Annotated in this window: 24 protein-coding genes; 18 read left to right on the forward strand and 6 right to left on the reverse strand. The window is 36.8% G+C overall.

Annotation, left to right across the window (positions count from 1 at the left end):
* From hemW to CORI_RS06345, 5 genes are all read left to right on the forward strand, one after another.
* Positions 1-1,053, forward strand: coding sequence for a radical SAM family heme chaperone HemW (gene hemW, locus CORI_RS06325; protein ID WP_173031266.1), 1,053 nt, complete (start codon positions 1-3; stop codon positions 1,051-1,053).
* Between the two features lie 65 nt (positions 1,054-1,118).
* Positions 1,119-1,580 carry a Sec-independent protein translocase protein TatB gene (gene tatB, locus CORI_RS06330; protein ID WP_173031267.1) on the forward strand — a complete coding sequence of 154 codons (462 nt, stop codon included), beginning with the start codon at positions 1,119-1,121 and terminating at the stop codon, positions 1,578-1,580.
* Positions 1,580-2,371, forward strand: a complete 792-nt coding sequence (gene tatC / locus CORI_RS06335) for a twin-arginine translocase subunit TatC (protein ID WP_173031268.1) — start codon at positions 1,580-1,582, stop codon at positions 2,369-2,371. The genes tatB and tatC overlap by 1 nt, the downstream gene beginning before the upstream one ends.
* Positions 2,361-3,383 (forward strand): tRNA preQ1(34) S-adenosylmethionine ribosyltransferase-isomerase QueA, encoded by a 1,023-nt coding sequence (gene queA, locus CORI_RS06340; protein ID WP_173031958.1) that lies wholly within the window; start codon positions 2,361-2,363, stop codon positions 3,381-3,383. Before tatC ends, queA begins: the two co-directional genes overlap by 11 nt.
* Complete coding sequence (locus tag CORI_RS06345) at positions 3,380-4,414, forward strand: hypothetical protein (protein WP_173031269.1); 1,035 nt, start codon at positions 3,380-3,382, stop codon at positions 4,412-4,414. The genes queA and CORI_RS06345 overlap by 4 nt, the downstream gene beginning before the upstream one ends.
* Before the next feature lie 17 nt (positions 4,415-4,431).
* On the opposite strand, the gene ruvX is transcribed toward CORI_RS06345, so the two are convergent.
* Genes ruvX through ilvC form a run of 4 tightly spaced genes read right to left on the reverse strand, consistent with a single transcriptional unit; the run spans position 4,432 to position 7,893 of the window.
* Positions 4,432-4,809, reverse strand: coding sequence for a Holliday junction resolvase RuvX (ruvX, locus tag CORI_RS06350; protein ID WP_173031270.1), 378 nt, complete (start codon positions 4,807-4,809; stop codon positions 4,432-4,434).
* The gene (gene dprA / locus CORI_RS06355) at positions 4,806-5,570 is read right to left on the reverse strand and encodes a DNA-processing protein DprA (RefSeq protein ID WP_173031271.1); all 765 of its coding nucleotides are present in this window, start codon (positions 5,568-5,570) and stop codon (positions 4,806-4,808) included. The genes ruvX and dprA overlap by 4 nt, the downstream gene beginning before the upstream one ends.
* Positions 5,567-6,868 carry a divergent polysaccharide deacetylase family protein gene (locus CORI_RS06360; RefSeq protein WP_173031272.1) on the reverse strand — a complete coding sequence of 434 codons (1,302 nt, stop codon included), beginning with the start codon at positions 6,866-6,868 and terminating at the stop codon, positions 5,567-5,569. The genes dprA and CORI_RS06360 overlap by 4 nt, the downstream gene beginning before the upstream one ends.
* A 2-nt stretch (positions 6,869-6,870) precedes the next feature.
* Positions 6,871-7,893, reverse strand: coding sequence for a ketol-acid reductoisomerase (ilvC, locus tag CORI_RS06365; RefSeq protein WP_172197622.1), 1,023 nt, complete (start codon positions 7,891-7,893; stop codon positions 6,871-6,873).
* A 149-nt stretch (positions 7,894-8,042) separates the two neighbouring features.
* On the opposite strand from ilvC, the gene CORI_RS06370 reads away from it, so the two are divergent.
* The 8 genes from CORI_RS06370 to CORI_RS06405 all read left to right on the forward strand — a co-directional run bounded on the left by CORI_RS06370 (position 8,043) and on the right by CORI_RS06405 (position 15,293).
* Positions 8,043-8,861 (forward strand): HDOD domain-containing protein, encoded by an 819-nt coding sequence (locus CORI_RS06370; protein WP_173031273.1) that lies wholly within the window; start codon positions 8,043-8,045, stop codon positions 8,859-8,861.
* Positions 8,858-10,780, forward strand: a complete 1,923-nt coding sequence (locus CORI_RS06375) for a ribonuclease R family protein (protein ID WP_173031274.1) — start codon at positions 8,858-8,860, stop codon at positions 10,778-10,780. Before CORI_RS06370 ends, CORI_RS06375 begins: the two co-directional genes overlap by 4 nt.
* Positions 10,773-11,759, forward strand: coding sequence for a DNA polymerase III subunit delta (gene holA, locus CORI_RS06380; RefSeq protein ID WP_173031275.1), 987 nt, complete (start codon positions 10,773-10,775; stop codon positions 11,757-11,759). The genes CORI_RS06375 and holA overlap by 8 nt, the downstream gene beginning before the upstream one ends.
* Positions 11,760-11,843: 84 nt before the next feature.
* Complete coding sequence (gene rpsF / locus CORI_RS06385; RefSeq protein ID WP_169942310.1) at positions 11,844-12,230, forward strand: 30S ribosomal protein S6; 387 nt, start codon at positions 11,844-11,846, stop codon at positions 12,228-12,230.
* A 9-nt stretch (positions 12,231-12,239) separates the two neighbouring features.
* Entirely contained in the window at positions 12,240-12,806 is a 567-nt protein-coding gene (locus CORI_RS06390; protein WP_173031276.1) for a single-stranded DNA-binding protein, read from the forward strand.
* A gap of 20 nt (positions 12,807-12,826) precedes the next feature.
* Positions 12,827-13,087, forward strand: a complete 261-nt coding sequence (gene rpsR, locus CORI_RS06395) for a 30S ribosomal protein S18 (RefSeq protein WP_173031277.1) — start codon at positions 12,827-12,829, stop codon at positions 13,085-13,087.
* A 125-nt stretch (positions 13,088-13,212) separates the two neighbouring features.
* Positions 13,213-14,319 (forward strand): alanine racemase, encoded by a 1,107-nt coding sequence (locus tag CORI_RS06400; RefSeq protein ID WP_173031278.1) that lies wholly within the window; start codon positions 13,213-13,215, stop codon positions 14,317-14,319.
* Between the two features lie 23 nt (positions 14,320-14,342).
* Positions 14,343-15,293 (forward strand): hypothetical protein, encoded by a 951-nt coding sequence (locus CORI_RS06405; RefSeq protein WP_173031279.1) that lies wholly within the window; start codon positions 14,343-14,345, stop codon positions 15,291-15,293.
* An 83-nt stretch (positions 15,294-15,376) separates the two neighbouring features.
* Here CORI_RS06405 and lon read toward each other — a convergent pair whose 3' ends face one another.
* Together lon and CORI_RS06415 are read right to left on the reverse strand one after the other, a co-directional pair.
* Positions 15,377-17,791, reverse strand: a complete 2,415-nt coding sequence (gene lon, locus CORI_RS06410) for an endopeptidase La (protein ID WP_173031280.1) — start codon at positions 17,789-17,791, stop codon at positions 15,377-15,379.
* Positions 17,792-17,800: 9 nt separating this feature from the next.
* The gene (locus tag CORI_RS06415) at positions 17,801-18,448 is read right to left on the reverse strand and encodes an outer membrane protein assembly factor BamD (RefSeq protein ID WP_169942300.1); all 648 of its coding nucleotides are present in this window, start codon (positions 18,446-18,448) and stop codon (positions 17,801-17,803) included.
* Positions 18,449-18,595: 147 nt separating this feature from the next.
* Between CORI_RS06415 and fliW the strand changes: the two genes are divergently transcribed.
* Genes fliW through CORI_RS06440 form a run of 5 tightly spaced genes read left to right on the forward strand, consistent with a single transcriptional unit; the run spans position 18,596 to position 24,943 of the window.
* Positions 18,596-18,979 (forward strand): flagellar assembly protein FliW, encoded by a 384-nt coding sequence (fliW, locus tag CORI_RS06420; protein WP_173031281.1) that lies wholly within the window; start codon positions 18,596-18,598, stop codon positions 18,977-18,979.
* Positions 18,980-19,030: 51 nt separating this feature from the next.
* Entirely contained in the window at positions 19,031-22,897 is a 3,867-nt protein-coding gene (locus tag CORI_RS06425; protein WP_173031282.1) for a hypothetical protein, read from the forward strand.
* Positions 22,897-23,517: a prepilin-type N-terminal cleavage/methylation domain-containing protein gene (locus CORI_RS06430; protein WP_173031283.1), complete on the forward strand. Its 621-nt coding sequence runs from the start codon at positions 22,897-22,899 to the stop codon at positions 23,515-23,517. Before CORI_RS06425 ends, CORI_RS06430 begins: the two co-directional genes overlap by 1 nt.
* The gene (locus tag CORI_RS06435) at positions 23,517-24,467 is read left to right on the forward strand and encodes a prepilin-type N-terminal cleavage/methylation domain-containing protein (protein ID WP_173031284.1); all 951 of its coding nucleotides are present in this window, start codon (positions 23,517-23,519) and stop codon (positions 24,465-24,467) included. The genes CORI_RS06430 and CORI_RS06435 overlap by 1 nt, the downstream gene beginning before the upstream one ends.
* Positions 24,467-24,943, forward strand: coding sequence for a hypothetical protein (locus CORI_RS06440; RefSeq protein WP_254064896.1), 477 nt, complete (start codon positions 24,467-24,469; stop codon positions 24,941-24,943). Before CORI_RS06435 ends, CORI_RS06440 begins: the two co-directional genes overlap by 1 nt.
* Positions 24,944-24,961: the final 18 nt, after the last annotated feature.

The following is a 24,961-nucleotide window of genomic DNA, read 5'->3' on the forward strand; positions in this document are numbered from 1 at the left end:
ATGCTTTTATACATACACATTCCATTTTGTGAAAGTAAATGCCCTTACTGCGCATTTGGTTCCGTTACGGGCAAACAAAACCTAGTAAGCGATTATTTTCATTCGATGATAGTTGATTTGCGCACGCAAATTACAAAATTTAACGTTGGTCACGGCGAGATCGAAAGCGTTTTTATAGGCGGAGGCACTCCAAGTGCCGTTAGTGCCGAATTTTATGAGTCGTTATTTAAAGAATTCGCTCCGTTTTTAACTTCAAACTGCGAGATAACCATCGAAGCCAATCCAAATTCCGCAGATTTAACATGGCTTAAATTTATGCGCTCACTTGGCGTAAATCGCATGAGTTTCGGAGCTCAAAGCTTCTTTGAAGACAAGCTTAAATTTCTTGGTCGCAGCCACGATTCTAAGCAGGTTTATAAAGCCGTCCAAAATGCTAAAATCGCGGGCTTTAAAAATATCAATGTAGATCTTATTTACGGTACAAAATTTGACACTAAAAAACGCCTATTAACGGAAGCTCAAAATATCAAAAATTTAGATATTTCGCATGTTAGCGCGTATTCTTTAACGCTTGAAAAAAATACTCCGTTTTATAAAAAGACAAGCTATCAAAAAGACAGCCCAAGACTTGCTAAATTCTTAATAAACGAGCTTGAAAACATAGGTTTAAAACAATACGAAATATCAAATTTCGGTCAAATTTGCAGACACAATCTTGGCTACTGGCAAGGCAAAAACTATCTTGCCGTAGGAGCTTATGCGGTTGGATTTATGAACAATGTTAGATTTTACGGAAGTGCAAATTTAAGCCAATATATCAAAAATCCTATTAGCAAACAGACCGAATTTTTAAGCAAAGACGAGTTGCAAACGGAACGAATTTTTCTTGGAGCAAGAAGCATAGTCGGTATAGACGCTCTTGATCTAACACCGCTTCAACTACAAAAAGCTGAAATTTTACGCAAGGCAAGAAAGCTTAACTTCAAAAACGGGCGATATCAGGTTAAAAATTTCTTGTTGGCCGATGAAATTTCTTTGTTTATAATCGGTTAATTTATGCAAATTTGAGATAAAACCTGATAAAATGCCTGACTTAAACTAAAAAATCAGGATAAAAAATGTTTGGTATGAGCCTACCTGAAATCATCATGATAGCCGTTATTGCAGTGCTTTTCTTAGGGCCTGAAAAGCTTCCTCAAACCATGGTCGAGATAGCGAAATTTTTTAAAACATTCAAAAAAACCATAAACGACGCTAAGGCGAATTTCGATCAAGAGATAAAAATTCAAGAACTCAAAGAGGATGCCAGAAAATACAAAGAGAGTTTTACTCAAACAACCCAAAGTGTGCGCAAAAAACTTACCTTTGAAGAGCTTGACGAGATCAAAAAAGGAGTTAGCGACGTTACGGGCGGACTTAGCGAAAATTTAAATTCCATTAAAAAAGATATAGAAAGCATAGAAAATCCAAAAGAGATGATAAAAGATAAAATTTTAAACTCAAGCACAGAACAAAAATCCGAAGCAAAAGGCGATGATAGCGTAACTGCAATAAAATCTGAAGAGAAAAAAGAGGCGTAATGTTTGAAGAGTTAAAACCACATTTAGTAGAGCTTAGAAAGAGGCTTTTTATAAGCGTTATGAGCGTAATCGTGATGTTTGTAGTATGTTTTAGCTTTTGGAATCCGATCCTTGCTCTTATGACCGCTCCGCTTAAAAACGCACTTCCCGCAGGAAGCAACATCATCTTTACTCAGGTTCAAGAGCCGTTTTTTACTGCGATGAAAGTCGGGTTTTTCTCGGGATTTATGCTATCTTTGCCGGTTATTTTTTGGCAGTTTTGGTTATTTGTAGCGCCAGGACTTTACGAAAACGAGAAAAAATACGTAATTCCGTTTGTCCTATCGGCTACTTTTATGTTTCTCATGGGGGCTGCGTTTTGCTATTACGTAGTGATTCCTATCGGATTTAACTTTCTCATAAATTTTGGCGGACAGTTATTTACCGCACTTCCTAGTATCGGTGAGTATGTGGGGTTTTTTACTAAGCTTTTAATAGCTTTTGGCATAGCTTTTGAGCTTCCCGTCATTACCTTTTTCTTGGCAAAACTTGGGCTTGTGGATGATGCGATACTTAAAAATTCATTCAGATACGCGATAGTTATTATATTTATCTTCTCAGCCATCATGACTCCTCCTGATATCATCAGCCAGTTTTTAATGGCGATTCCGCTCATCGGACTTTACGGGCTATCGATATTTATAGCCAAAAAAATAAATCCTGCCAAAATCGAAGAAGAAGAAAAGCAAGAGCCAAAGAAGAAGCATGTCGTAGAAGAAGACGATGATGAAATATACTACAATGGCGACTGATATCAACGCACTTTGCAGCTATGATTATCACTTGCCTGCTGAACTCATAGCAGATCGCCCCACTCTGCCCAAAGAGGATGCGAAACTGCTTGTTTATGAGAGGGAAAAAGATAAAATTCATCATCTTAAATTTAAAAACCTTCATGAAATTTTACCCCAATGCGATATCGTCTTTAACGATACTAAAGTGATAAAAGCTAGAATTTTAGGACACAAGGATAGCGGCGGGGCAAGCGAAGTGCTGCTTAACGCTGCGCTTAATGATGATAAATTTAGCGTTTATATACGCGGCAAAGTAAAAGCCGGAACGCAGATAAAATTTGACGCTAATTTAAAGGCTACGGTTTTTGAAATTTTTGAAGACGGAACAAGGATTGTCAAATTTAGCCAAGATGATAAAATTTTAAGCACAAACGAGCTATTTAGTTTACTTGAAAAGATCGGACAAGTTCCGCTTCCGCCTTATATAAAAAGAGCTGACAACAAAGACGACGAGAGCTGGTATCAAAGCATATTTGCAAAGCATCACGGTGCAGTCGCAGCTCCTACGGCAAGCCTTCATTTTAGCGACGAGATGATAAAAGAGCTTAAAAAAAGCCATGATATAAGCTTTATAACCCTTCATATAGGCGCGGGAACGTTTAAAAGCGTGGAGAGCGAAAATATAAACGATCATAAAATGCACGGAGAATTTTATGAAATTCCAAGTCAAACTCAAGAGCTTATCAAATCAAACAAGCCGATTTTAGGTATCGGAACGACTGTTACAAGATGTATTGAAGAGTTTGCAAGAAGCAAAAAACCTAGCGGAATTTGCAAGTTGTTTTTAAACCTTAACAACAAGCCAATTCGCCAAAACTACTTGCTTACAAATTTTCACCTGCCAAAATCAACGCTAATCATGCTCGTAAGCAGCTTTATAGGGCTTGATAAGACTATGCAAATTTATCAAACCGCCATAGAAAACAGATATAAATTTTACTCTTACGGCGACGGGATGCTTGTAATATGAATATCAGCCATCTTTTTGTGATTTTGTTTTTGATCTACATGCTTATTTTGATAATGTATGTTTTGTATTCCAAAAGCTTTAATACTAAATTTAACGATCAAAGAATAAAAATTGCGAAAAAAACAAACAAATATTTTTTAGATTACAAGAAAAAACCATACGAGCAAACTGATCTTGTAAGCTATATGTTTTTTCTTACCTCATCTCTTAACGAAGATGCCAAAAATAGTAAAAATTATCTTTTGCTTGATTACAATATCAGCTATCCAAGAGTTTTTAAAACCGACGCTTCTCATATCATAAAGCTTACGGACGCACTAGCTCAAATAATGCTTTTAAACCTTTCAAATTCAACCATTATCATTAAATTTCTACTAAGCAGTTACAAAAAAAATCAGATCAAATTTACTATCTCGGTCTGGGCTAACAAAAATTTCGCCAAAGAGTGCAAACAAGTCGAAAATATACATATCTGCATGAGTCAAAAAAGTAGAGAATTTTATCGATTTGCTAAAAAACTCGCCTCCGAAAACGACTCTGAGATAAGATTTGACTTTGAAACTCAAGAATCAATCAAAATTTCAACGGACATAACTTTAGAGCTATCGGAAACTAAAGTTGATATACTTAAAAAACTAAAGATAAGAATGGATAATAAATTTACCGCCCTCATTGCCGAGAGCAATCCCTATGCCTTTTCTATCCTTAAAAACGATCTTGAATTTATGGGTATTGACGTTAAGCCTACGTCAGATTGGGATATCATAAAAAGGCACGTGGAAGATACTATTTTTAGCCCAAATATCATATTTGTTCAGGCAAAACTGCTAAAAAGCGTAGATATTCGAAAGATCAAAGCTTCACTCATCGAAAAAAACATACCTCTGGTAATCATACAAAACGAGGGTCGTTGTATAAATATAGATTCTAAAATTTACGTTGAGTATTTAACGCAACCATACACTTCAGACGCGCTTATAAGCATACTAAACAACACTCACGAATATCGTTGCAATAAAAATCAAAATTAAATAAGCAAATTTGGGATTTATAAAATCTTTAAATAGCGCTTTAAAATAATCATCGCGGCTATACTATCAAGCTTTCCGTCTTTTGCGGAACTTTTATGAATTTCGCTTGCCTCAAAGCTGCTCATGGCTTCATCGACATAGACTATCTCTCCGCTAAAATTTAGAAGCGATACAAAATGGCTTATGCGCCTTCTCATCTCATCTTCGCTACTTCCGCCAAGAGGCACTCCTACGACTAAAGTCTTTGCACCAAGCTCTGATAAAACGGCGTTCACGTCGCGAGCCGCTTGATTGCGATTTTTTCTTAGAATCGGCTTTTGAGGCATTACTACACCGCCCACTCCAAGCGCTACGCCTATTCGTTTTAACCCCACATCTATAGCAACCACACTCATGTTAAACTCACTCTAAGGCCTGATATGACAAGCTTTCCAAATAGTTCATACTCATAAATTTTATCTCCGAATTTAGCCAACGCCTCATCCAAATTCGCTCCATTTTTGCAAAAATCTAAAATTTCATCTTTTGCTTTAGGTGGATTTGTTGTAAATTTAGAGGCAAATTCATCAAAATCATTTATAAGCTCGGCTTTGCCACAAGCCAAAAGCTTGTTTGTGCCATCACTTTCGCCAAGTCGCTGAGGCAAGACGTAAATTTTAACTCCAAGCTCTTGAGCCATCCTTGCACTTTGCATGGAGCCGCTTTTAAGATCGGCTTGCGCGACAACCAAAGCCTTGCTGAGAGCTACAACTATTCGGTTTCGCTCCAAAAACCTATGAGCAGCAGCAGGAGTAGAGAAATCATACTCGCTTAGAGCAAGGCAGGAGCCGTAAATTCGTTCTATGGCTTTTAAATTCGCTCTTGGATAGACTATATTAAGTCCGTTGCCAAAAACGGCTATAGTGTTTGGAAAAGCGCCTTCATGAGCCTTGATATCCACACCCAAAGCCGCTCCGCTTACTACGCAAATTCCGGAATTTGAGAGAGTTTTAGCTAAATTTAAAACGCAGTTTTTGGTATACACGCTTGCTCTTCTTGAGCCTACTATCGATACCATCGGAAGCTTTAAAAGCTCTAAATTTCCCTTATAATAAAGCTTCTTGGGAGGCTTTTTAAGTCTATTTAGCTGAGGAGGAAGCTCACTTAAAAAATTCACAAAATATCCTTTAGATAAACAACCTCTACGTCCTTTAATATCTCAGAGCTATTTTTCAAAACATCCATAGTGTTTTTATAAGGATGTCCTATAGCTATAGCTCTACTATGCTTCTTAGCAAGCGCAACGGCGTATTTTAGCTGCTTTGTTATAGCGGCCTTGCTGTCTTCGTGATCTAAAAATACATCCCTTGAGATATACGGCATGGAGTGCTTTTTGGCTGCGGCTGCGACTTTTGTATTGGCTATCGTTTTACTATCGATAAATATCAAATTCTCATGTTTAACAGCTCTCATAAGCCTATCCATGGCATCAAAATCGCTTGTAAATTTGCTGCCTGTATGGTTGTTTATATATATCAAATTAGGAAAATCGCGCTTAATCGCCTGAAGTCGGTTTAAAATTTTCTCATAGCCGTCATCCACTCTTAAAGTATCTATCTCCTCACCTTTAAAATTTTTAGCCTGAAGCGGTAAGTGAATCATATGAAAGCTGAATTTTTTCGCAAGCTTTGGCGTATCGGGATGATCTTTGGTGACAGGGAAAAACGACGGAGTAAGCTTTAGTTTGATTGATTTTATCGCATCTACTTGATGTTTGTGAGCAACATCGTCTATTATGATTACCAACTTTGGTTTGCCAAATTGCTTCTTTGTGCCGTTTAGCACCTGAGCTTTACTGGTATCCAAAGAGGATTCGGGCTCTTTTGTCTTCCTTTGAGGAGGTTGCTTCTTGGGCACTTCGCCAACTCTGCGCTCATCTTTCTTGGCTCCGTCTTTATCAAACACTTCTATATGTATAGAGCCTTTTTTAGCAGGCTTTTCATCAGGAATTTCAGGCGGATAAAATTCTTGCTGTTCTTTAGGAGCTATTTTTGGCTCCGGTGTAGTGCTATCTGTTTTATTTAAAGTATCTTCTTGCTTGATAGTTTCTGATTTTATCTCTGGCTTTACTTCGTTTTGAGTTTTAGGTTTTATCTTTGGCTCAACACTGATTTTAGGCTCGATTTTTGATTCTGTTTTAGGCTCAAATTTGACGGCAGGCTCTTTTGCCGGCTGGTCTTTTTTGACGCTTTGTTTATCAAGATACTTTTCTATTTTTTTTATAGTGTTTTGACTATCTTTATTTGAGTAGATATAAGACAAAGCCGCGTAGGTAAGAGCTCCTACGATAAGGCATACGATAATGATTTTAAGATAACCCCAAAAAGCGCTCTTTTGCTCTTTTTTCTTAACGCTTTTAGTATTTTTAGCTACGGTGCGCTTTTTGGTAGTTTTTTTCTTTGTTTTAGGACTCAATTTTAATTTTTGCTTTGATCTACGATTTTACCTGCGCTTATCCAAGGCATCATAGCTCTTAGCTTCTTGCCTGTTTGATTAAGCAAGCTTCTTTCGGCGATTCCTCTTTCGGCATTCATTCTTACGTATCCAGCTTTGCGCTCAAGGATGAAGTCTTTTGCAAATTTGCCGTTTTGAATCTCTTTTAAAATTTCCTTCATAGCCTTTTTACTGTCTTCGTTTACGACTCTTGTTCCGCTTACATAATCGCCATACTCGGCAGTATTTGAGATAGAGTAGCGCATATCCGCCATTCCACCTTGATACATAAGATCAACGATTAGCTTTAGCTCGTGCAGACACTCAAAATAAGCCATCTCAGGCTCATAGCCCGCCTCAACCAGCGTTTCAAAGCCTGCATTTACCAATGCGCAAAGTCCACCGCAAAGCACAGCTTGCTCGCCAAAAAGATCGGTTTCGGTTTCGTCTTTAAACGTAGTTTCTATGATGCCCGTTCTTCCGCCGCCTATAGCGCTTGCATAGCTTAAAGCAAGCTCTTTTGCCTGCCCTGAAGCGTTTTGCTCAACCGCTATCAGATCAGGAATTCCGCCGCCTTTTACAAATTCGCTTCTTACGGTATGACCAGGCGCTTTTGGAGCTATCATTATGACATCAATTCCTTCAGGAGCTTTGATCTGTCCAAAATGAACGTTAAATCCATGTCCGAAAGCTATCGCATTGCCCTCGCTTAAATTTGGCTTGATCTCGTTATAAAAAATTTCAGCTTGCATCTCATCCGGAGTTAAAATCATAATCACATCGGCCATTTTTGAAGCCTCGCTAACGGTTTTTACTTCAAAGCCTTTGGCTTCTGCTTTAGCCCAGCTTTTTCCGCCTTTTGCAAGACCTATTACTACTTTTACGCCGCTATCTCTTAAATTTTCAGCGTGTGCGTGCCCTTGGGATCCAAATCCTATCACGGCAACCGTCTTACTTCTAATAAGACTTAAATCGCAATCTTTATCATAGTATATATTTACCGCCATATTTTCTCCTTTGAGATAAAATTTGCGAGATTATACAATCAACCAACTCAAATGTCACTGAAACAAAATCAAATTTACGATTTAAGTTTTTTAAAAAGCCATTTAGTGTAAAATGCCCAAAATCAAATTCAACTTTAAAGCGTGAAATTATGAATCAATCAATATATAAACATATTAAAGCACTACCGCCACTTGATGATACGGTTATAAAAATTCAGACGATTTGTGCTGATGAAAATAGCTCTATTGGCGATCTTGCACAGATAATAGAAAAAGACCCTATGCTTACGGCAAACATATTGCGTTCGGCAAATTCTCCGCTTTACGGCTTTAGTCGCGAGATAACAACCATCTCAAGAGCGGTTTCGCTATTTGGCATGGCTACTATTCGAGGTTTTGCACTATCAAGTGCGGTCAAAAAGAGCTTTAAGATAGATCTTGATCCATACGATATCACAAGTCAGGATTTTTTAAACATCTCAATTATGCAAAACGCTCTTATGTATAACTGGTACTCTAAGATAAATCCAAGAGCATTAAGCGTTTTATCTCCGGCTTCATTTATGCTTGAAGTAGGCAAAACCGTCCTTTCTCACGAGCTGGTAGAGACCGGTAAGGGAGCTGACTTTAAAGCAAAATTAAAAGAAATTTCAAATCCTTTTGATCTTTCAGAGCTTGAAAACGAAATTTTAGATATATCAAACGAAATTGTAACGGCTAAGATATTTGAACAGTGGAATCTTGAGACCGAGCTTGTGGACTCTATCTTTTATTCAAATTCCCCTGAAGATGCTCCTGAGCATATCAAGTCTTACTCTGTAGCTTTAAGAATAGTAAAAAATGCGGTAAATATCTTCCATCAGCTTGATGACGAAAGCATCCAAAACACTCTGCCTTTCCTAGATGAATACGGCTTTGCCCACGATAAGTTTTTAGAAGCCGTGGCTAAAGTAAAAGCTAATTTGTGAAAGAATTTTTAACCAAACTACTTGATGGATTAAACGGGAAGGAGATTTTAAGCGAACACAAAGAGACGCTTAGAAATCTCCTAAATTTAGGCGCCATAACCTCTCATAACGACAAATTTTATCTTAATAACGGTTTTGTTTGCGGCAAGCTTGACATAAGCTCAAACGGCACAGGATTTTTGATACCATTTGATAAGAGATTTAAACAAGACATATTAATAGAAAATAAAAATTTAAACAACTCTCACTACGGCGATATCGTCTTAGCCAAACTGCTTCCCCTTAAGAAAAAACGTCAAAGCGCAAAGGTCGTTCTTGCTTTAAAATTAGCCAACGAAACGAGTGTGGTTTATACCAAACATTTTGGTCAAGCTATTTTAGGAGTAAATTTAAAAACAGGTCTTAGCTTAGCCTTAAAAGCTACTCAAAAATCACTAAAAACCCTACCGATAGGAACTCTGCTTAAGATAAATAATCTTAACAACGAGATTACCGAAGTTATAGGCAATATCAACGATCCTTTCTCCGATGAGAAAATTTCACTTGCGATCTATAATAAAAACGATAAATTTAGCGAGGCAAGCGAACTTGAAGCTGCATCTTGGGGAGATAGCGTTGATGCTAGCATGTATCCAAGCAGAGTTGATCTAAGTGAGCTTGAGTTTTGTACTATTGATCCCATTGATGCTAAAGACTTTGACGACGCGATATATTTTGATGAGAAAAATTTAGAAATTTACGTCGCGATCGCGGATGCAAGCGAATACGTAAGCAGCTACGGGGCAATTGACAAAGAGGCTAAATCACGTGGATTTTCGATATATTTTCCGCATATAGCCATACCTATGTTACCAAGAAGCCTAAGTGAAAACATCTGCTCGCTTAAACCGAACGTAACAAGGCTTGCGTTTTGTTTTAAGATCAAACTTAATAAAAATTTAGATGTCGTTGGCGAAGAGCTCTTTGAAGCTATTATAAATTCTAAAAAGCGATTCAACTACGACGAAATCGATGAAATTTTAGAAGACAAAAGGACAAGCGAAATATCTTGGATAAAGCCGCTTTTTGAGCTAACATCAAATTTACGCACAAAAAGGCTTAAAAACGCATTTGATTTTAGAACACAGGAGCTTAGAATGAGCCTTGATGATGAAGGCAAGCTTCTTTCAACTCGTTTTGAAACCGACTCAAACTCCCATAGGCTTGTTGAAGACTGCATGCTACTAGCTAATAAAGCCGCAGCAAGGCTGATAGATAGCGTAGGAGTTTTTAGAAATCACGGAGCGCCAGATATCAGAAAGATAGAAAATTTACTTCAGGATTTAGCCGCTCTTGGATTTGATTTCACATACGAAAGCGATTTAGCCAATCTAATACGCAAAATTCAAGCCCAAGCAGATACTATGGGCAACCGCGAAGAGATAGATAAACTGATCATAAAAGCTCAAAAAAAGGCCGAGTACTCAGCTCAGAATTTAGGACACTTCGGGCTTGGATTTGATCGCTACACTCACTTTACAAGCCCGATTCGCCGCTACTCGGATCTTACTTTGCACCGCTTGCTTAAAGCGAAAATGAAAGATGACAAAAAACTCTTTAACTACCTGCTTTTAAATATCGAAAGTACTTGTGCGAATTTAAGCGAACTTGAGCGAGAAGCTGATAAAGTGGCATACGACTTTATGGACAGGAAATTTGCCAGATGGGCAAAAGAGCGTATCGGACAGAGGTTTAAGGCTTACGTAAGCGAAAATCAAAATATGCTTGTCGCAAAGCTTGATGATGAGATAAAAGGCGCAAGAATATTTTTAAACTCATATTCTGCCGAGCTGCTTCAAAAACTTATCATAGAAATTACCGACGCGGACATAGCAAGCGGTGAAATTTTCGGCAGGGTAATTAAAAAAATCGATGTATAGAAGAGAGCTTGAAGGACTACTGCAAAGTCCAAAATTTCCAAATACATTTCTGCTTTTTGGAGCGGATGAATATCAAATAGAGCTATTTGCAAAGGAAATTTTAGCCAAATTTGAAGGGCTCAATTTACTTAGTCTTTACTACGACGAGTATGATTTTAACCTTGCTAAATCACATCTTTGCGAACCTTCGCTTTTTGGCGACGAGGCTTTGCTCCACATAAAAAGCGACAAAAAAATCCCTTCAAAAGAGCTTAAAATTTTAATCGAAGCTTGCAAAAACGGTGGCGCTTTTATATATGAATTTTACGAAGCGGACACAAAAATAACCTTTGATACACAAAAAGCCTTCGGCGTAAATTTCGCTAGATTTTTTAAGCCAAATTCGCCTGATGAAGCCGTAACTCTATTAAGCAGGCAAGCGGGTAAGATAAATTTAAATATAACCAAAAACGCTCTTTTTGAGCTTTATAGAATTCACAACGAAAATTTATATTTAGCCGCAAGCGAACTAAACAAGCTTGCAAGCCTAAATGAGCCGATAAATGAAAATACGGTCAGAAATTTGGTATTTTCGCTTTCAAGCATAAGTTTTGATGACTTTTTTGATAAATTTATAAATTTAAAAGACATCAGGCAGGATTTTTTCTCATGCGCAGACGATGGAAATTTCAACGAAATATTATTTATAAATTCACTCTATAGAGCCTTTTTTAGGCTGTTTAAACTGCATAGCTTCATAAAGATAAACGGAAAATTCGATATCAAAGAAACTCTTGGCTACACACCGCCTCCAAACATCGCAAACGAGCTTAAAAAGCAATGCTTGAGCATAAATTTAAAAACATATAAAGAAATTTTTATGGCCTTAAATTTAATGGAATTTGAGATAAAGACCAATGCAAAGCTTGATAAAACGCATTTTTTACTATCCTCGCTTATCTCTACGCAAAATTTAATCCATAAAAACAGCAAATATTAAGTAAAAAAAAGATAAAATCAGTCCTTGTCTTTAAACGGACATCCCCTTGCTCGCATGCGAGCTTAATACCCACAAGGAGAATTAATGAAGCATTACGAACTTTTATTCGTATTTAAGCCTACCTTGACAGAAGAAGAGGTAAGCGCAAAAGTTGATTTCATAAAAGAAATCCTTACAAAAAATGGTGCAGAGATTACGTCTTTGCTATCGCTTGGCACAAGAAAGCTTGCTTATACGGTTAAAAAACATGAGCGTGGCGTATTTTTTGTAGCTTATTTCACAGCTCCTACAGTTGCGATTGCAGAAGTTGAGCGCATCATAAGAATCAATGAAGATATCATCAAATTCTTAACAGTGAAATTTGAGAACAAAAAAGAAGTTGCGGCTTGGGAAAGACTAAGCAAAGGTATCAAGCAAAGCAAAAAAGAACCAAAACCAAAAGCTGAAGAGACTCCGTCACAGGAAGCATAAGGACGAAAAATGTTTAATAAAGTCGTTTTAGTAGGAAATCTTACAAGAGATATCGAGCTTAGATACACAACAGCTGGCGCAGCGATAGGAAACAGCTCTATAGCTGTTACTAGAAAATTTACCGCAAACGGCGAAAAACGTGAAGAAACCTGCTTCATCGATATTACATTTTTTGGCAAACAAGCTGAAATAGCAAACCAATATCTTTCAAAAGGCTCAAAGCTTCTAGTTGAGGGTCGCTTAAAGTTTGATCAATGGACTGACAATAACGGTCAAAACAGAAGCAAACATAGCGTAAGCGTTGAAAATATGGAGATGCTAGGCGGTTCAGGACAACAAGGCGGATTTAATCAAAACAGTAATCAACAAGCTAATTACGGACAAAGTAGCGGTTATGGCAATCAAGGCTACGGCAACCAGGGATATAGCCAAAACGCAAATGGCTATAATGCCTCAAAAGCTCAAAACCAACAAAGCTACAATAGGCAACCAAGGCAAGATGATTACAACGATAAAATTCAAGATATAGATGTTGATGCTGACAAATACGACAGCGACGAGACAATACCATTTTAATTAAGGATTAGGATTTAATTATGGCAGAGAAAAGAAAATATTCAAGAAAATATTGCAAATATTGTGAAGCAAAAGTTGATTTTATAGATTACAAAGACACAACGCTTTTAAAATACTCTCTTTCAGAGCGTTTTAAAATAATGCCAAGACGTCTTACAGGTAACTGCAAAAAACACCAAGAGATGGTCGAGCAAACTATCAAAAGAGCGAGACATGCGGCATTTATACCTTACATAGTAGATCGCGACAACGTAGTTACAAATCCTTTCGAGGGTCTATAATACAAAGCCCTTTTTAGGGCTTTTATCTTTTTATATATTTAAATTTCACTTTTAATTTCTTAAATTTCATAAACTTTATCAATATTTACGTAGTATAATTTCCTTACTCTATTCAAGGAGATAATATGCGACTTCATGAAATTCCAACACCCGCTTTAATAATAGATAAAAAAATCGTAATGCAAAATTTGCAAAAAATGCAAGAGTATCCAGAAAAATACAAAGTAAATTTGCGTCCTCATACTAAAACTCACAAAATGCCGTATTTCGCCAAGCTTCAAGAAAATTTTGGAGCCAAAGGCATAACTGTGGCTAAAGTAGGTGAAGCCGAAGTGATGGCTAGAAATGGGCTTAAAGATATATTTATAGCAAATGAAATAGCAGGCGATGAAAAATTTGAGCGAATCATAAAACTCACAAAAGACGGCATAAATTTAAGCTTTGGGATTGACAGTATCGAGCAATCAAATTTAGTTCAAAGCGTATTTGAAAAATTTAGAGTTAAAGCTAATGTGTTAATAGAAATAGAAGTAGGCGAAAATCGCTCAGGAGTAATCGAAAAAGAAGATTTTGCAGCTCTTATAAACCATCTTAAAATTTGCAAAAATATAAATTTCAAAGGCATATTTTCACACGACGGTCACTCATACAAAGCTACCGACAAAAAAGAGTGTGAGCAGATTCACTTAAAAAGCCAAAAGCGCACTCTTGAATTTGCGTCTATCGCTAGCGAGCTAAATTTACCAGCCGAGATAGTAAGTATCGGATCTACGCCTTCGTTGATTAATGATTTTGAGATACTAAAAGGCGTAACGGAGATAAGGCCTGGAACTTATATCTTTATGGACGCATCTCAAGCCATGGCTTACGGCGACTTTAGCATGAATGCAGCTACCGTGCTTACGACTATCATCAGCAAGCCTACAAACAAACGCGTGATAACCGATGTAGGAGCAAAGGGTCTAACCCAGCAAAGACGCACCGTAGGATTTGTGGCTACACCGGGACTTGGCAAGATAAAAGGAACTGACGTATGGATTGACTCCGTCTATGACGAGCATGCCATAATCTATGATAAAAATTTAAGAGATAGCGTTAATATAGGCGATAAGCTTGAAATTTACCCAAACCACATCTGCCCTGTCGTAAATTTATATGAATTTGCTTATTTAATTGAAGATGGGCAAGTTGTAGACAAAATAGAGGTAAGCTGCAGGGGTAAAATTTACTAAAGAATAACACGAAAAGGTATTAAATGTCAAAAATTAAAAATGTCCTAAAAATAGCTTTAATAGTCTTAATAATAGGACACATAGGAATGTATATAGCCCAGAGGAGCGAGTGGCTATACAAAGATCAACTATACAGAAAAGCAAAAGAGTGGCTAATAGGCGCAAATTTTATGATGGTGTATGGCAATTTTCTAACCAAACTCCCTTTCATAGACGAAAAAAGCTTTATCATTCAACCTGTACTTGCTTTGCAGGATTATTTCATAAAAAGATGGAAAGAAAATCTGCCAAACGACGATGCAGAGAAATACACGGACTGGTATGTTTTTAGATTGATGATGTATATCGCCTCCGACCGCATTTATCTGTTTATAAAGTACGATATGGACGAAGTCAAAAAAATAAATGAAAAAGCATGGGAAACTATAGAAAATATGGTTAAATATGAAGCCAAAGACAAGATGTTTCAAGAGATTAGATATGCCGCTTTTAATAACTCGTCCGTTATTTTTGCAAAAAACGTACTTGTGAATTGGTCTAATATAGAAAACAAAAACGGGCGCAAGTTGGTAAATATAAAAACCGAAATGAAATTGCAAGACGTGAAACAGCACGAAAGGCTCATAAAACTGCGCGAATATATAAAATATATGAATACGCTTTACTCCTCAAAATATCCCGAAATCTATGATAAAGCCAAAAAGGCCGAAGCGGCTGAGTATTATGAAAACGCAAGGCTACACTCCATCGTAAGCCAAATTTTACACTGGCAAATACTCACGAATGAATACGCAAATATAGACAGTTTTTGCCAAACGAATAAAAACGAATACTTAAAAGATTACACCCAAACTAGGGATTGGCTGGTAAAAAATAAAGAAGATTTGGAGAAACACGATATAAATATTCATACGACCGTAATAAGATCAGTGGACGATAAGATAAAGGAAGTTTGTGAAAATTTAAATCTTTAGATAATCAGCATTAAGTTTAAGCAACTTTAACAACAAAAATGAAGTCTTGCTTTTACTCCACAAGACTTCATTAAATTTCAAATTTATTTTGAGACCAAAGCGACTTTTAAAACATCTTCTATCGTATCAACAGCAACGATCTTTACATCGGTTTTTACGTCGTTTGGCACATCGTCTAAGTCGCGCTCGTAGTTTTTACGAGGGATTATTGCAGTCTTTATACCGGCCTTATGTGCCGCGATAAGCTTTTCTCTAAGCCCTCCTATAGGTAGCACCCTGCCGCTTAGCGTGATCTCACCCGTCATAGCCACATCGCTTTTTACTTTTGTATCGGTTAGTATAGAAGCGATAGCAGTTACCATCGTAATACCGGCACTCGGTCCGTCTTTTGGAGTTGCTCCTTCGGGAACATGAATATGCAGATCATATCTTCTATACACATCACTTACGGTCGGTTTTTTCTTATCTTCGGCCAAATTTGGAATTATCTTAGCAGGTACTTTTAGCTTTTTCTCATCTATTAGAACTTTAACAAGGCTAAATGCGATATACGCACTCTCTTTCATCACTTCTCCAAGAGAGCCCGTCACTTGCATGGCACCTTTGCCTTGTATCCTTATAGCTTCGATCTTAAGCACATCTCCACCCACACTCGTCCAAGCCAGACCATTCACCTGCCCTACTTGATCAACCTTGTCGGCAAGCTCTATCTCAAAGACCTTTTTTTCCAAAAATTCATTTAAATTCTTAGTCGTGATACTTACTTTGCTTAAGCTACTATCCATAAGCAGTTTTTTAGCCGCTTTTCTAAATATATCGGCAAGCCTTCTTCTCAAATTTCGCACACCGCTTTCTCTAGTATAGTCACTTATGATAAGCTTAAGCACATCTTTTCCGAAGCTTACCTCGCTTGGCTTAAGTCCGTGCTTTTTTAGCTCTTGAGGAATGAGATATTTTTTAGCTATCTCGAATTTTTCTTGCGGAGTATATGAACTAAGCTGGATAAATTCCATCCTGTCGCGAAGCGCAGGCGGTATTGACCCCACATCATTTGCAGTAGCTACAAATACCACTTTGCTTAGATCGATATTGAAATTTAAGTAATAATCTCTAAATTTATTATTTTGCTCAGGGTCTAAAATTTCAAGCAAAACCGCCGTAGGATCGCCGCGAAAACTTCTGCCGACTTTATCGATCTCATCAAGCACTACCACAGGATTCATCTGCTTAGCCTCTATGAGACCTTGCACTATGCGTCCCGGCATCGCTCCTATATAGGTTCTTCTATGCCCCCTAAGCTCATTTACGTCCTCAAGCCCGCCTAGTGCTACGCGCACGAGCTCTCTTTTAAGCGCTTTTGCGATGGAATTTGCAAGGCTGGTTTTACCCACTCCCGGAGGTCCCGCAAAGCACAAAATCGCTCCGTTATTTACTTTATCGGCAACTCCTCTAAGCTCCAAAAGCTCACGCAAAGCGAAATATTCCTCAATCCTTGCCTTCGGTCTTTCAAGTCCGTAGTGATCGGTATTTAGATGTTTGCTTACTTCGGCAACGCTTGATTTTTTATTAGCTATATTTTCAAAAGGCACTTCTATAACCCAGTCAAGATAGCTCTGTATAGTGTTTGCATCCGCGGAATCAGGATGCATCCTACCAAGCTTGTCTATCTGCTTTTTGATCTCCTTATAAGCATCTTCGCCCATAAATTTCTTCTTTTTCTCAAGCTTTTTTCTATACTCTTCGATCTCTTCCTCGCGAGTCGTATCGCTACCTAGCTCTTGCTGAATTTGCTTTAGCTGTTCTTTTAAAAAATACTCTTTATTTACTTTATCGATACGCGAATGAACCTTGCTTTTAATCTCTCTTTGAAGCTTATTAGCCTCTATCTCTTCGATGATAAAGTCGATTAGTTTAAGCAGTTTTTGCTCTAAATTTTCCTCTATAAAAAACTCATATGCCGTTTGCTTTTTAAGTCTAAGCGAGCTTAAAACCAGATCGCACACTCTGCTTACCTCAACGCTTTCTTCGATAGTTTTTAGTAAATCAGGCGGGAAAAAATGGCTAAGCGCAGCTAGATCACGCACCTTTTCGCGAAGCACGGTTACGAGCGCATCACTTTTTACGGCTGTCGGGCGCTTTTCATGGATGATATCCACTGTAGCTCTTAAAGGCTTGCCTTTAGACTCAAGGACAACCCTACCCTTACTCATGCCCTGAAAGAGAATTTTGACTCTTCCGTCAGGCAAAGGAACCTTGCGCATGATAGTCCCAATGACACCCGCATCATAAATTCCTTCAAAGTCACGCGCGCCTTCGTTTTGAGGCTTTGTCGGGGCTACTAAAATTTGGCTTTGGTTTTCGATAGCCAAATTTAAAGCGGATAAATTTTCATCATCGCTTAAAAATAGCGGAGTTATCATAAATGGATATAAAAATAGCTCGTCTTCAACGATTATAGGAAGCTCTGTGGGAAATGTTTTTGATTCGTTTATCTGCAAATTTATCTCCTACTCAAAAATTTTTCTATACCAAGGAAGCTGAGGCTTAATAAGCTTGGCGTCATTTAACGGCGAATTTTCAACCTTTTTCTTATAAATTTCAGCAGATTCGCTTCTGCCTGTTCGCTCGTACAAATCTGCAATCTGCTCGTCAAGATAAAATATCGCAAGCTGAAATTTCGTAAGCATCGTCTCTATAAGCGGTCGATATTTGGTATTTGGATAGATGTAAAGAAATTTTTCTATCTCGTTAATACTGTCTTGCATAAGCTTTTGATTGCGATTTGGTTGAGAAAACGAGTCGAAATTCGCCTTTATCTTAAGATAGTGGGCAAATTCGGTCTTAGGTCCGTTGTCGCCGTATCTCTTAATATACTCATCAAGATAGAAATTTGCCAGCAAATACTCCTCTTCGTTTGCGTGAGCCTGAGAAAGGATAAGCAAAATTTGCTCTAAAAGCGGGCTTGCTACGTGTTCGCTTGACATTGAAGTATAGTGTTTATCGGCACTTTCCAAGTCGCGATCTTTTATATCGGCAATGATTTGAGAGTACCATTCTTCTGGAGTTAAATTATAAAGCTCGCTGTATTTTTCGGCACAACCGCTTAGTAAAAAAATAAAGATCGTCGCATATAATATTTTAGTGACAAATTTCATAAATGTCCTTATATTAGAATTTAAAATGTGATATTTTACTATGCATTGGGTTATTTTTCGATAAATTTAAAATAAATTTACAATTTAGCTTAAAATATAAAAAAATTTGATACAATATTGTAACATTTTAAAAGCAGGAGAACTTTGATGGTATTTGAGGTTAAAAGTCCTATTTTAGGCTTTGAGCACATTAAAAGCATGGAGCTTATAGAGCTTGACAAATTTTTTGTAAAACTTAAAAGCAAAGATGATGAAACATCTTTTACAATGATAAATCCATATGCTTTAAGAAATTACGAATTTGAGATACCGACATACTATCAAGAACTCATGGATATAAATGATAATAGTGAGTTAAGAGTATATAACATAATGATTGTAAGCGTTCCGATAGAAACTTCAACCGTAAATTTTATGGCTCCTATCGTGTGCAATATGACAAATATGACGTTATCTCAAGTGGTTTTGGACGTATATAACTATCCTAACTATAAACAAGCTGAGAAAATTTCAGATTTTATACAAAAATAATGTTTTGCTTTTAACAAATAAGGATTAAAGATGAAAAAAATAAAAATAGCGTTGATTTTTCTTGTAATTATAAGTAGCAATGCTTTTGCGGAATGGATTTATGAGGACAAAAACGGATTAAAGCATACTATAGAAAATGTAGAAGGAAGTAAATACAAAGACATTAATGCAGAAAAAACTCTTACACAAAGAACTACAAACAGCAGAAAAATATATGGCGACATAGAAACTATAGGAGCTACTATATTAATCCCTGAAGAAAATCAGCCTGGAGGCGGGGGGTTTCATTACATCCCTGATTCTACCACTCAAAATGGCTCTTCTGTAGTAAAGGATTTTAAATACATACAAGAAGACGGTGGAGTAAATTCGGCAAAAGCTACATTTAATTTTACTAATAAATATGTTAGCGAAAATATTGATGCAGATAAAATAATTTTTGCTAGGCTATATTGGGGAGGTGGTTTTTCAAAACGTTGGAACTATACAGATATAGATAATATGTTATATTATTATCTTGAAGAAATAAAAGATTTTAATACCGTAACATTTAAAACTCCGGACGGAAAAACACATAACTTAAAAGCAGAAGGAGATCAAAATATAAAATGGTATGGATCCTATTCTGAAAGAGGTATGCAATTTATGTATCAAGCAAGCGCAGATGTAACTCAACTAGTAAAAGATTCTATCGGAAAAGGAAAAACATTTAGCGCAGGAAATATAAAAACAACAACAAAAAAACCCCCTAGCATAGGAGGCTTTAGGGACAACGGTTGGTCTTATGGTCTATATGCACCCCACTATGGAGGCTGGGCATTATCGATTATATATGATTTTGGACCCAATGAAGGAACAAGAGCTAAACTAAAGCCGCGTGGAGTATATGTATATGATGGACTTGCCATACTCGCACCTATACATTTAAATAAAAATCAGAATTCTAGAACCGACACTCTTCCTATAAATGTTAGCGGATTTTTTACTCCTGCTAGCGGCAAAGTAAATTCAAATCTAACAGTTTTATCCTTTGGCGCAAAAAAAGAGGTCGGAAGCGAGAATATTAAAATCAAAAGAGAGTCTGATAAAAAATTCTATGCCGTAACTTCAGCGCAAAACAACCCGGAAGGACAACAATTTAATAGTACTATAACAAGATTTGATAAACACATGGATCCAAACAAAGTTTACAATAATCAAATGGATCTTGATATATTTGACTTAGCGGATCATATGTCGCACAAACAAACTTCTACGGATATTGAACTAACTGCGCAAGTTATAAGAGGACGGCATTATACTTACGGAGAAAGAGCAAATATAGGTTTGGTTGCTTTTTCTACAGAATTATATATACCTGAAGTTTGTTATATAGAAGAACTATACCACCGAAGTAAAAACAAGACTGAAGAAAGTGATTTCAAAGAAGTAAGTAAAAATGCAAGCAGCAGAACAGAAGCAAAATCAGGAGATACTTTAAGGGTTAAGCTTACTATTTTAAATAGAGGCAACGAAGACGCATTAAAAGTAGCAATAGGATCTGAACTAAACGAAAAAAGTATAAAACATATCCCCGATACAACTTTTGTAAAACCTAATGCTGACGCTAAAGATGCGTTTATCGTTTCGGAAAGTGATAAACAAGGAGACAATAATGCAAATTTCTTCAAAAAACAGGACAATAAATTAAAATTTTTTGTAGGAAAAGGCGCAAGTAGTGGTGACGGCGGTACACTTAACAAAGAAAATAAAGCATTTATTCAATACGATACAACATTAGAAGAAAAATTTGAACAAAACTCATATAGTGCAAAATTTGAAAACAAAGAGATAGGCCTTCACTTTGAAGGAGCTATAAATAAATGCGACAACACAAATTATCACTTGATAATCATTAAAAAAGTTTTAAATAAAGTAGTAAATAAAAATTTCAACAATTTAGGAGATTCTGAAAATACCTTTACACAGCTAGCCGGAAGAAGCTTTGATGCCAAGCTTATTAATTTCAATATAACAGAAGGTAAAAATCTTGCAAATTTTGACTTAGAGAATAATATTGTAGTAGATGCTGTAGATAATGCTACTGATGATGTAAAATGCAAAACAGCGCCAAATATAATGCAAGATAAAAAAATATTTACATCAAAAGATTTAGAAGGCAAAAGTATAATAGATGTAAAAAATATTTTAATAAACGAAGCTTACCAAAGAGTTTATTTTAGAATTTCATATGTAGACAAAAATAACAAAGTAATACAAACATCATGCTCTTCAGATCCTTTTAGTGTAAGACCAAAAGAACTTAAATTTTATAATTCAAAAAATGGAACAACTAATTTTGGCAATCTTGTCGGAGGAAAAGGATATACTAATATATGGCTTCAAGCCGTAAATAACAATAACCAAATAACAAAAACATACTCAACTGTCGTAAACCCGATAAATTTCAGCAGATCAAGTGCGGCAGGAGCTCCGAACAAGACAGATTGCCCTGATTCAAATTTTGCATTTCAAAACCAAACTACATTAGAAGCTGATTTTAAAGACGGAAAAGGAGAATTAAAAAGAGTCTGGGATGGCGCTGGCAAGATTTTTGCACCTGAACACGGAACCAATTTTGTATATCCTAATGTAGGTCATGTGCTAATAGAAGCTAAAGACAAAAAATGGACAATAACAGATCAAACAGAAGATTGTATCGTAGACAATGATACAATTACTGAAAACAGCGAAGGTAAGATAGGTTGCGATATAAGCGCTAGAAATGATTTAAATTTGCTCTTTGTGCCAAATGATATATCAATTAATAATTTACAAATTCTAAATTTTAATAACGGAGCTATGACCTATCTTTCAGGAGATGCTACCGGCATGGAAGCGACTGCGAATTTCAATATAACTGCAAGACTGGCCGATAATGCAAATACGACAGCAACTCTATACACTAGAGGCTGCTACGCCAGAAACGTTACTTTCACTACAAGTATCGTAGGAGACGTGAGTGATTTTACAGATTTACAAGGAAAAGCCATAAACGATCCTTCAGACAGGACGGCTGCTGTTTTACAAAATATATTGTATTTCAATCAAGAAATCCAAGATCCTGACGATAGTAAAAAAATCATAAACAGTAAAGTAAAGACAACTATTGACAACAACGGAGCATATTTTGCCGATAAGAGATTTTTCTTAAACGGCACCGCACCTTATACAGTTAGATTTAACTTTGCTAGAGATATTAGATTTGCAAGAAATCCATTTAGAATCACTTCAAATAACTTTACTTTTAATAATATTTCAGATACTGATTCGGTAGCTGGCGCACCTTATGCGGCTCCTTTAAACGTTACAAATGCTGATTTCTACTACGGAAGAGTCTATGCACCTGACTATGAAGGTCCTGCGACAGGATTTAATGCTAATGTATACTATGGTATATTTTGTAACGGATGCAATCCGGCTGCCGAACCAAACAGATATCCTTTGGTAAACGCAACAAGCCAAACTCTACCACAAACAACAAGCTGGTTCATAAATACTGCTCATACAGCTATACAAGGAAGAGTAACCGCATATCAACCGACACTAAATACGACAACGGTAACTCCTGACACAACAACACCTACTATAAAAAACGGAATTGAACAGATACGACTTTCAAGCACTGCTGCTCCTGCGGAAGATACTATAAGAATGAGTGTGCCGCAATGGTTACTATTTAATCCTGTTGATGTGACAGCCTTAACAAACAACTTTAATGTAAAATTTTATGGAAATGTCATCAGATGGGGAGGAAGATCTCTTAATAAAGACAAACAAGAAGTAGGCGTAGGAAAAATAGTAGGTGGAGGGCAAGGAGATATGTCTGACAGATTTGATAATATATCAGAAAAAACAAACAAGAGGTTAAACTGGTAATGCAAAGAGGATTTTCTTTAATAGAGCTTATCGTATCTATCGTAGTAGTAGGTATAACGCTTATGTCTATCCCCGTTTTACTATCTCAAACAGCAGCCAACAATAATGCAGCTATTATTCAAGAAAGCGTAATGGATGCCAAAACAAGAATGGCGCTTGTGCTAAAGGCGCCATGGGGTTGCTTTGGAAATAAAGCGGATTTTGATAAATTTGGAAATTTACGAACGCCTATTTTTAATCAAACAGGAAGTGATAGAAATTTTAATTTTTATGCCGCCAACGGTATTGTGTCTGATAGAAGAAGAAATATCAATAATGTAGCAGACTTACCTGGTAACTGCGCAGGCGGACAAAGACTAAACGACTTTGCAGGCAGTATCATCGTAAATAGTGCCGCAGGATACAATAGAGATGCTATAGTAAATTCAACACTAAATACAACAATAAACCCCGATCCAAATACCAATATGAACGATACTGCAAACCCGAACATGAAAGAAATAGTGATAACAACAACTACAAACAATACGCAAAGCGATGGTGCTAATCATACTATAATACTTAGAGCATATTCGGCAAATATAGGCGATAGCCCTACAATCGAAACAAGAGTATGGTAATGAAAAAAGCATTTACTTTATTAGAGCTTATAGTAGTTATTGTTATAGTGGGAATTTTATCACTAATGGGAGTTGAAATTTCTCTTAATATATATAGAGGCTACCTTCAAAGTAGATCCATTAACACACTTGAAGCTCAAACAGAGCTTGTGCTAGAGCAAATTTCAAAAAGGCTTGCGGCACGCATAAAAAGCTCAACTATAGGAAGGCGAGATGCGGCTACTTTCGTATCTACGCAAGATCCAAATTTGAATAGTACTTATCCAATACTAGAATGGGTAAGCTATAGCTACGAAACGTTTCAAAATAGCGGATGGAGTGGCTTTATCGATTTAAACCATGCAAATACAACCAGAACCAATGCTGCAGGTGCAGGCACTATAGAGACCCCTTTTAGCAATCTAGCAAATGCTTCTACCGATATAGCTAATCTAACAAACAATCTAGCATCACTTAATGCTGGCAATAATCAAGTTGGTATATTATTCAGAGGAACTCCAATAAATATAGCTACATCTTTTGGATATAATGGTGCAAATGCTAATTCAATAGGCATAGTTACAGGAAGAATCAATAATACAACGCTAAATATAGTCTACCCTGCAGGAAGTCAAATTTCAGAGCAATACTACCTACTTCATACTGCTTATGCGGTGGTACCGACAAATGCTGCAGGCGGAATAATGCAGCCTGGAGCTGCCGAAAGTGATTTTACTCTTATGCTTCATTATAACTATAGACCGTGGATAGCAGGTGCTCAAAATCAGTTTAATGGAGTCAGTACAAGCAGGGCAGTTTTGGCAACAAATGTTACTAGATTTAATTTTTCTGAAGCAAACGGAATAATAATTCTAAAACTTTGCATAAGAGATGGAAATAGATCTCTTGGAACAAGAAACGGCGTAAATGAAGCCGAAGCTACCGTATGCAAGACAAAGGCGATATATTAATGAAACAGATGAGAAAAGGCTTTAGCTTAGTAACAGCTATATTTTTTATGGTTTTAGTTGCCACCATTGCAACCCTTGGGCTTAGTCTTTCAGTAACCACATCAAAGCATACTACGGATATCTTTTTAAGAGAACAAGCTGAATTGTTAGCTCAAAGCGCAACCGAGCTAGCAGTAATGAATTTATTACAAACTACTTTTAGTGCAACAAATTGCCCTACTGCAGCGGGTGGAGATAGGCGTATTTTCAAACCAAATCCTTTGAATTTTCCAGACAACGCTAATCCGCTATTCACCATCCAAGTTGAAGTAGTTGAAATTTTTGGTGTTATGAACGGTTGCGGCACTCCTATAACTCTAGACGGAGCAGGAAACAATCCCTCAACCGGCACAGTTATCTTAGATGTAACGGTAACTTCAAATCCTAATTTTAACATTCCGGTTACTTTTCATAGACGCACTATCCAAAAGCTTTAATATGTTATAATAGACGCA

Origin of the sequence: Campylobacter sp. CCUG 57310 (assembly GCF_013201975.1) — a bacterium.
Classification (GTDB): domain Bacteria; phylum Campylobacterota; class Campylobacteria; order Campylobacterales; family Campylobacteraceae; genus Campylobacter_A; species Campylobacter_A canis.